Origin of the sequence: uncultured Novosphingobium sp., from assembly GCF_964277725.1 — a bacterium.
GTDB lineage: Bacteria > Pseudomonadota > Alphaproteobacteria > Sphingomonadales > Sphingomonadaceae > Novosphingobium > Novosphingobium fluoreni.
Genome location: NZ_CAXYKL010000144.1, coordinates 1 through 7,794, shown reverse-complemented (window position 1 = coordinate 7,794; position 7,794 = coordinate 1). Strand labels below are relative to the sequence as shown.

Annotated in this window: 7 protein-coding genes; all 7 read left to right on the top strand. The window is 67.6% G+C overall.

All coding sequences use genetic code 11. The features are described from left to right. Nucleotides 1-7 precede the first annotated feature (7 nt). Nucleotides 8-1,123, top strand: a complete 1,116-nt coding sequence (locus ACHWRX_RS08550) for a capsular biosynthesis protein (protein ID WP_394658874.1) — start codon at nt 8-10, stop codon at nt 1,121-1,123. A 5-nt stretch (nt 1,124-1,128) separates the two neighbouring features. Further along, nucleotides 1,129-2,847: a preprotein translocase subunit YajC gene (locus tag ACHWRX_RS08545; RefSeq protein ID WP_394658873.1), complete on the top strand. Its 1,719-nt coding sequence runs from the start codon at nt 1,129-1,131 to the stop codon at nt 2,845-2,847. Between the two features lie 21 nt (nt 2,848-2,868). Further along, nucleotides 2,869-4,056 (top strand): XrtA/PEP-CTERM system-associated ATPase, encoded by a 1,188-nt coding sequence (locus tag ACHWRX_RS08540; RefSeq protein ID WP_394658872.1) that lies wholly within the window; start codon nt 2,869-2,871, stop codon nt 4,054-4,056. A gap of 19 nt (nt 4,057-4,075) precedes the next feature. Beyond that, nucleotides 4,076-4,984: an XrtA system polysaccharide deacetylase gene (locus ACHWRX_RS08535; protein ID WP_394658871.1), complete on the top strand. Its 909-nt coding sequence runs from the start codon at nt 4,076-4,078 to the stop codon at nt 4,982-4,984. Beyond that, nucleotides 4,981-6,060 carry a FemAB family XrtA/PEP-CTERM system-associated protein gene (locus tag ACHWRX_RS08530; protein WP_394658870.1) on the top strand — a complete coding sequence of 360 codons (1,080 nt, stop codon included), beginning with the start codon at nt 4,981-4,983 and terminating at the stop codon, nt 6,058-6,060. The genes ACHWRX_RS08535 and ACHWRX_RS08530 overlap by 4 nt, the downstream gene beginning before the upstream one ends. Next, nucleotides 6,061-7,302, top strand: coding sequence for a TIGR03087 family PEP-CTERM/XrtA system glycosyltransferase (locus ACHWRX_RS08525; RefSeq protein ID WP_394658869.1), 1,242 nt, complete (start codon nt 6,061-6,063; stop codon nt 7,300-7,302). After that, a partial coding sequence (locus ACHWRX_RS08520; protein ID WP_394658868.1) for an archaeosortase/exosortase family protein occupies nt 7,292-7,794 on the top strand: 503 nt, incomplete at its 3' end. The genes ACHWRX_RS08525 and ACHWRX_RS08520, both read left to right, overlap by 11 nt.

Below are 7,794 nucleotides of genomic sequence, written 5' to 3'. Positions count from 1 at the left end.
CGGGACGATGGACCACAGCAAGATCCCCCTGCCGCATGGCGACGATCCCAAGCCCCACAGCGATTCGCTGATCGAGCGCGCGGCGGAACGGTTCGATTTCGCGCGCTACATCGCCGGCGGCAAGCCGAGCGCGGACAAGCCCCTGCCGCCCAAGCGCGAGCCGGTTCGCAAGGCGGCGGACGCTGCGCCCAAGCCGGTTGAGCCTGCGCACGCGCCGGTTGTGAACACCCCGGAAACTGCCTTCGAACCTGCACCCACCCCCGTTCGTGTCGAGCGTAGTCGAGACACGGCAGCGCTGGACCCACGTATCTCGACTTCGCTCGACACGAACGGGAATGGCGGAAGTGACCTGGGGGGGGTCCCACTTGCCACACCCGCCATTTTCAACGGTGACCATCACGCCATCGATCGCGATCGCTTGCGGGAAACAGGGCTGATCGTGCCGGAAGGCTCGGTCACCGCGCTGCTGGAGGAGTTCCGCATCGTCAAGCGCCAGCTGCTGGTGCAGGCGAGCGAGTTGCGCCGTCAGAAGGCCGGATCGCGTGCGCAGCGTATCCTGATCAGCTCGCCGCATCCGGGCGAGGGCAAGACCTATTGCGCCACCAACCTGGCGCTGTCGATCGCGGCGGAGAAGGAGGGCGATGTCCTTCTTGTGGATGCGGATTTCGCCAAGCCTTCGGTGCTTTCGGCGCTGGGGCTGCCCGGCGGCCCCGGCCTGATGGACGCACTGATGGATGACAAGGCCGATGTCGCCGACTTCGTGCTGGGCACCGATATCCCCGGCCTGTGGGTGCTGCCCGCGGGGGACACCACCACCAACGACAGTGAGTTCCTGTCGTCCGCGCGCACCGAAAAGGTGCTGGAGCGGCTGACGCAAGGCGCGCCCGGCCGCATGGTGATTTTCGATTCGCCCCCGGTCCTGGCCGCATCCCCCGCGGCCGAGCTGGCCAAGTACGTCGGCCAGGCGGTGGTGATCGTGCGGGCCGACAGCACCGGGCAGGGCGCGCTGGAGGATACCGTCTCGCTCCTCTCTTCGTGCCCGAACATCCAGCTTCTGCTCAACGCCGCGCAGTTCAGCCCCAGCGGGCGCAGCTTTGGCACTTATTACGGATACAGGGAATGACCCCGATGGCCCGCCCCCTTCTGGTTTCGGCCGCCATGGCCGCGCTGATGCTGCCGATTGCCGCCCAGGCGCAATCGATCGGCTATGGCGATGTCAGCGGCACCGGCGGTGACGGGCCGGGAGCCGATGCGCCCGGTAACAGCGGCTCGTCCGCCAAGGCGCCACGTGGCGGCAGCGGGCGCAACGGGCGTGGCGGCGGCAAGCAAGTGGTCGTCATCCCCTATGTCGAGCTGAACCAGATCGTGAATGCCGAGATTTCTCCCGGCAGTGACGTGCTGACCTACACCCAAGTGGTGGCCGGCGTGGACGCGGTCGTCGCCGGGCGGCGCAACGCGGTGGCGGCTTCGGTCCGCTATGAGCATCACTTCGGCTGGGGCAAGCGCGCGGGCGATGGCGATACCATCAGCGGCGTCGTCAACGGCTATACCACGCTGGCTCCGGGCCTGACCGTGCAGGGCGGTGCGCTGGCAACGCGCGCCAGCGGCGATCGCGGCGGGCTGGGCTTTGGCGGACGCGGCGTGGATCAGGGCACCACCAAGCTGTATTCGGTCTACGCCGGGCCGTCCTACGCCACGCAGGTGGGCGATGTCGGCGTCAGCGCCAATTATCGCGCGGGCTTCACCAAGGTGGATCAGGACCGCAATTTTGACAACGCCACGCTGGGCGCGTTCGACGTGTTCGACAAGAGCGTGGTCCAGATCGCCGACGTTTCGGCGATGATGGCGCCGGGCACCGCGCTGCCGGTGGGAATCGGCGCGGCGGGCAGCTTCTATCAGGAGGATATCTCCAACCTCGATCAGCGCGTGCGCGATGCGCAAGTGCGCGGCATCGTTACCGTGCCGATCAATCCCAACCTGCAGGCGACGGGCGCGCTGGGGTATGAAAACGTGCAGATCTCCAGCCGGGATGCGGTGCGCGATGCTGCGGGCCGCCCGGTGATCCGCAATGGCCGCTACGTCACCGATGACAGCGCCCCGCGCCAGATCGCCTACGACGTGGACGGCCTGATCTGGGACGTGGGCGTGATGTGGCGCCCCAGCCGCCGCACTTCGCTGACCGCGCATATCGGCCGCCGTTATGGCTCTACCAGCTTTAACGGCACGCTGACCTATGCGCCTAACGATCGCAGCGCGCTGAGCGTGGCGGTGTATGACAACGTGGCGGGCTTCGGCGGGCAGGTGACGCGCCTGTTGGACCAGTTGCCCGATGATTTCGAAGCGGTGCGCGATCCGGTTTCGGGCGAACTGCGCGGCTGCGTATCCTCCTTGAACGGCAACGGCTGCCTGGCCGGTGCGCTCGGTTCGATCCGTTCGGCCACGTTCCGGGCGCGTGGGGTCGCTGCCAGCTATTCAATGAAGGTGGGCGCGCTCAACGCGGGGATCGGCGCGGGGTATGACCGCCGCCGCTTCATCGCCGCGCGCGGCACGGTGCTGGCGCAGGCCGACGGCGTGGTGGACGAGAATTACTGGCTGGCGGCCTATCTTGGCGGGCGGATCGATCCGCAATCCGGCTGGGCGACCAATGCCTACGCGCAATGGCTGAAGAGCGATGACCTGTTGTTGACCGACATCACCAGCGTGGGAGCATCGGCCAGCTACTACCGCCTGCTCACCGCCCGCTTGCGTGCGACCGCCGCAGTGGGCATCGATGGCTCGCTGCAGCCCGCGCCGCTGGACGATGTCTGGACGGCATCGGCGCTGGTCGGCATGCGTTACAGCTTCTGATCGCCCAAGGAGACAAAGACGATGTTCGATGATTTCTACGGGCTGACCTCAAGGCCGTTCCAGCTCACCCCCGATCCGGCGTTCTATTTCGAGAGCCTGACGCATCGCAAGGCGCTGTCCTACCTGGGTTATGGCCTGGCGCAGGGAGAGGGCTTCGTGGTGATCACCGGCGAAGTGGGCGCGGGCAAGTCCACGCTGGTGGCGCACCTGATGGCGACGATCGACCCGGAGCGGCTGACCGCCGCGCACATCGTCACCAGTGCGCTGGACGGTGAGGAGATCGTCCACGTCATCGCTCACGCCTTCGGGCTGGAAGTGGAAGGGCATGACAAGGCCAGCGCGCTGGGCATGATCGAGCAGTTCCTGCAGGACGAGGCCCGCGCGGGCCGCCGCTGCCTGCTGATCGTGGACGAATCACAGAACCTTGAGATCGGCGCGCTGGAAGAGCTGCGGATGCTCTCCAACTTCCAGCTGGGCTCTCACCCGCTGTTGCAGACGCTGCTGCTGGGCCAGCCGGAGTTTCGCGGCCTGCTGCTGGACAGCCCCGAGCTGGAGCAGTTGCGCCAGCGCGTGATCGCCACTCACCATCTGGAAGCGATGCAGCCGGACGAAGTGCAGCCATATATCGAGCACCGCATGACGCGGGCGGGCTGGACCGGCAAGCCCAGCTTCGATGAGCGCCTGTTCGTGGAACTGCATTCCGCCACCGCCGGCATTCCCCGCCGCATCAACCAGGTGCTCAATCGCCTGCTGCTGCTGGGCGCGGTGGAACAGCGCCAGCACATCGACGTCGCCATGCTGGCCCAGGTGCTGGGCGATCTGAACGAGGACGGCACGATCACGCTGGTTTCACCCCAGCCTGCGCGCGTAGAGCCGGCGGGCGTTACGGGTACGGCCTTCGCCCCGGCATCCACCGCGCAGGAGCATGAAAGCGCCATCGCCGCCGCCACGGCCGCGTTCGAGGCGGCCATTGCCGAGCGTGACGCCCAGATACAGGAATTGCAGCACGCCGTGGTCGAACTGGCCAACACGGTCGAGGAGCGCGAGGAAAGCCGCCAGGCCGCCCATGCCGAGCTGCTGACCGCGATCGACCAGCAGATCGAGGCGCTCAACGCCCGCTTGTCAGAGCAGGACCGCACGATCCGCCACACGCTGACGATGATCATCGAGTGGATCGAAAGCGGCGATGCCGGCCGCGCCGCTGCCTGAGCGTCCGGGAGCTAGACCGATGTCATCGCGTGCCCCAGCGGGTGGTCCAGCGGGTGGTCCAGCGGGTGGTGCAGTCATCAACGGCCTGTCGGTCGATGTCGAGGACTGGTTTCAGGTCGGCGCGTTCGAGACCGTGATCAAGCGCGAGGACTGGGAGGGCCTCAAAAGCCGGGTCGAGCACAATTGCGACGCTATCCTGGCGCTGTTCGACGATGCCGGCGTCAAAGGCACGTTCTTCACGCTGGGCTGGGTGGCGCAGCGCCATCCCGCGCTGATCCGCCGCATCGTGGCGCAGGGTCATGAGATCGCCAGCCACGGCTGGGATCACCAGCGCGTGTTCCGCATGGACCGCGCCACGTTCGGGCAGGACTTGGCGGTCAGCCGCCGGGCAATCGAGGATGCGGCGGGCGAGGCGGTGACCGGCTATCGCGCGCCCAGCTTCTCGATCGACGCCCGCACCCCTTGGGCGCATGAGGAACTGGCGGCGCAAGGCTATGCCTATTCCTCCAGCGTCGCGCCGATCGCGCACGATCACTACGGCTGGCGCGAAGCGCCGCGCTTCGCTTTCCACCCGGTTGCCGGGCACGATTTCGTGGAGATTCCGGTGACGACCGCCATGCTTGCCGGGCGGCGCCTGGCGGCGGGCGGCGGTGGCTTCTTCCGCGTGCTGCCCTATGCGTTCTCGCGCTGGGCGATCCGGCAAGTGAACGGCGAAGGGCGACCCGCCGTGTTCTATTTTCACCCGTGGGAAATCGATCCCGATCAGCCCCGTGTTGAGAATGCCCCGATGCGCTCGCGCCTGCGCCATTATACCAACCTAGATGTCATGGCCGCCAAGCTGCGCCATCTGGTCGGCGATTTCGCGTGGGGCCGCATGGATGCGATCGCGGTGCGCGAGGCGTCACACGCGGTGGCGCTGGCGGCATGAACGCCCCCTTCGCGCCTGTCCGGACCACGGTGCGCCTGGCGGACCTGCGCGATCCCGACGAACGCGGCGCGATCGAAAGCTATGTTGCCGGGCATCCGCAAGGCACGCCGTTTCACCTGCCCGCCTGGATCGCGGCGGTGGAGCGGGGCACCGGCAACAAGGCGCTGGTGCTGATGGCAGAGCGAGGTGCAGGCGCGATCACCGGCCTGCTCCCTTTGAACGAAATCCACTCGCCGATCTTTGGCCGGCTATTCGCTTCGACCGGTTTTGCCGTCGACGGCGGCCTGCTCCTTTCGGACGGCGAGGACGGCACCGCGCTTCTGGCCGCGGCGGAGAAGCTGGCGCAAAGCCATTCCTGCCCCACCATCGAGCTGCGCGGGGGGCCTGTCAGCGATGTGCGGCAAGGCTGGGCGCTGCGCACGCAATCGCACTGTGGCTTCGTCCGCCCGCTTGCCACCGATGACGACGCGCAGCTGACCGCCATCCCGCGCAAGCAACGCGCCGAAGTGCGCAAGAGCCTCGCCAATGATTTCGCCGTGACAGTGGGCACGGCACCTGAAGATCGCGCTGCGCACTACGCCGTCTATGCCGAAAGCGTGCGCAACCTGGGCACCCCGGTGTTCCCGCGCGCGCTGTTCGAAGCGGTGCTGGACGGCTTTGGCGATGCGGTGGACATCCTGACCGTGCGCCATGAAGGGCGGCCCATCGCCAGTGTGCTCTCGCTTTACTGGCGCGGCGCGGTGATGCCCTATTGGGGCGGCGGCACCTGGGACGCGCGACGCCTGCGCGCCAACGATCGGATGTATTACGAGCTGATGCTCCACGCGCGGCGGCGCGGGTGCGACCGGTTCGACTTCGGACGCTCCAAGACCAACAGCGGCGCTTATCACTTCAAGCGCAACTGGGGGTTCGAGCCCGAGCCGCTGAGCTATGCGGTGTGGACCGCGCCCGGCAGTGACACGCGCGATGCCGATCCCACCAGCGCCAAGCACCGGGCACAGATTGCGCTGTGGCAAAAGCTGCCGCTGCCTGTCGCCAACCGGCTGGGGCCATGGATCGCGCGGGGATTGGGCTGAGTGTCCGAAATCCTGTTCATCGCGCACCGCATCCCGTTTCCACCGGATCGCGGCGACAAGATCCGCTCGCACCATATCCTGAAGCATCTGGCGTCTCGCGCGCCGGTCCACGTCGCCACGTTCGCCGATGATGCGCTGGACTTCGCCGCCGAGCCGGGACTGGCGGCGATGGCGGCAAGCCACTGCCTGGTGCGCCGCTCCAAGCCGCTGCCGCTGGCTGCCGCCGAGGCGATGGTGACCGGCCAACCGATCAGCCTGACGGCGTTTCGTTCAGGCACGCTGGCACGTTATGTCTGCAAGATATTGGCGACGCGTCCGATTTCCACGATCTACGTCTTCTCGGGCCAGATGGGGCAATATGTGCCGGAGAATTTCCGGGGCCGTCTCATTGCCGATTTCGTCGATGTGGATTCGGCCAAGTTTCAGGCTTACGCTGCGCGCGATGGCGGGGTAAAGGGCTGGGCTCAGCAGCGCGAGGCGCGGCTGTTGCAGGCGGAAGAAGGGCGTTTTGCCGCCCAGGCTGACACCAGCCTGCTGATCAGCGACGCGGAAGCCGCGCTGTTTCGCGCTCGATTGCCTGCGCCTTATCCTCCCGCCGCCGGGGTGGACGTGCGCACCTTGGGCAACGGCATCGATAGCGATACCTTCGATCCCGCCCGGGTCGAGGCCGAACCGCAGCTGGCCCGGTTCACCGGCCCGCGCCTGATCTTCACCGGGCAGATGGACTATGCGCCCAACATCGATGCCTGCCTGCGCGCGGCGCAACGGCTGCTCCCGCGCATCCGGGCGGTGCATCCGGATGCGAGCTTGCACATCGTCGGCCGCAATCCCGCGCCCGCGCTGACGGCCTTGTCCGGTCGGCACGGCGTCCACGTCTGGGGCCGCGTCCCCGATGTCCGCCCGTGGCTCGCCGGCTGCGACCTGGCGCTGGTGCCGCTGGAGATCGCGCGCGGCGTGCAGAACAAGGTGCTGGAGGCGATGGCCATGGCGCTGCCGGTGGTGCTTTCGCCAGAAGCTGCGACCGGCATCCCGGCGCAAGACGGCACCGAATGGCTGCAAGGCGCAGATGATGACGCGCTCGTCGCGGCGTGCCTGAAGCTGCTGAACAACCGCGCGGCCGCTGCCGCCATGGGCGAGGCCGCTCGCCGGTTCGTCGTGGAAAAGGCCAGCTGGCCTGCCGCGCTCGCCCCGCTCAATGCGTTGCTAGGCGTGGCAGCGGGAAGCGCACGCGATGCGGCCTGAAGCCTTGCCGGCCCCGCCGCGCGCCTGGCAGGCCCTGTCTCCCGCGTGGCGCACCGCCGTGCTGCGCTTGGCCCTGGCCACGCTGTCCCTGATGATCCTTTTCGCCGCCGATTGCGCGGCGATGGTGCGGCAGTGGTGGGATATCTCCACCTACAACCACATCCTGCTGGTGCCCGCGATCATCGGCTGGCTGGTTTGGCAGCGGCGCGTGGAAATCGCCAAGCTGGAGCCGGCGCTATGGTGGCCGGGGCTGATCCCTTTCGCGGGGGCGGCGCTGGTCTGGCTGCTGGGTGCGATCTCCGGCTTAGACCTGGCGCGCCAAGCGGGCGTCGTTGCGCTCGGCGCGTCGCTGGTGCCGCTGCTGATGGGGCCGCGCGTCACCGCCGGGCTGCTGTTCCCCTTGTTCTACATGGTGTTCCTGATCCCGTGCGGAGAGGAACTGGTGACACTGCTGCAGACCATCACCGCGCATATCACCATCGCACTGGTGCA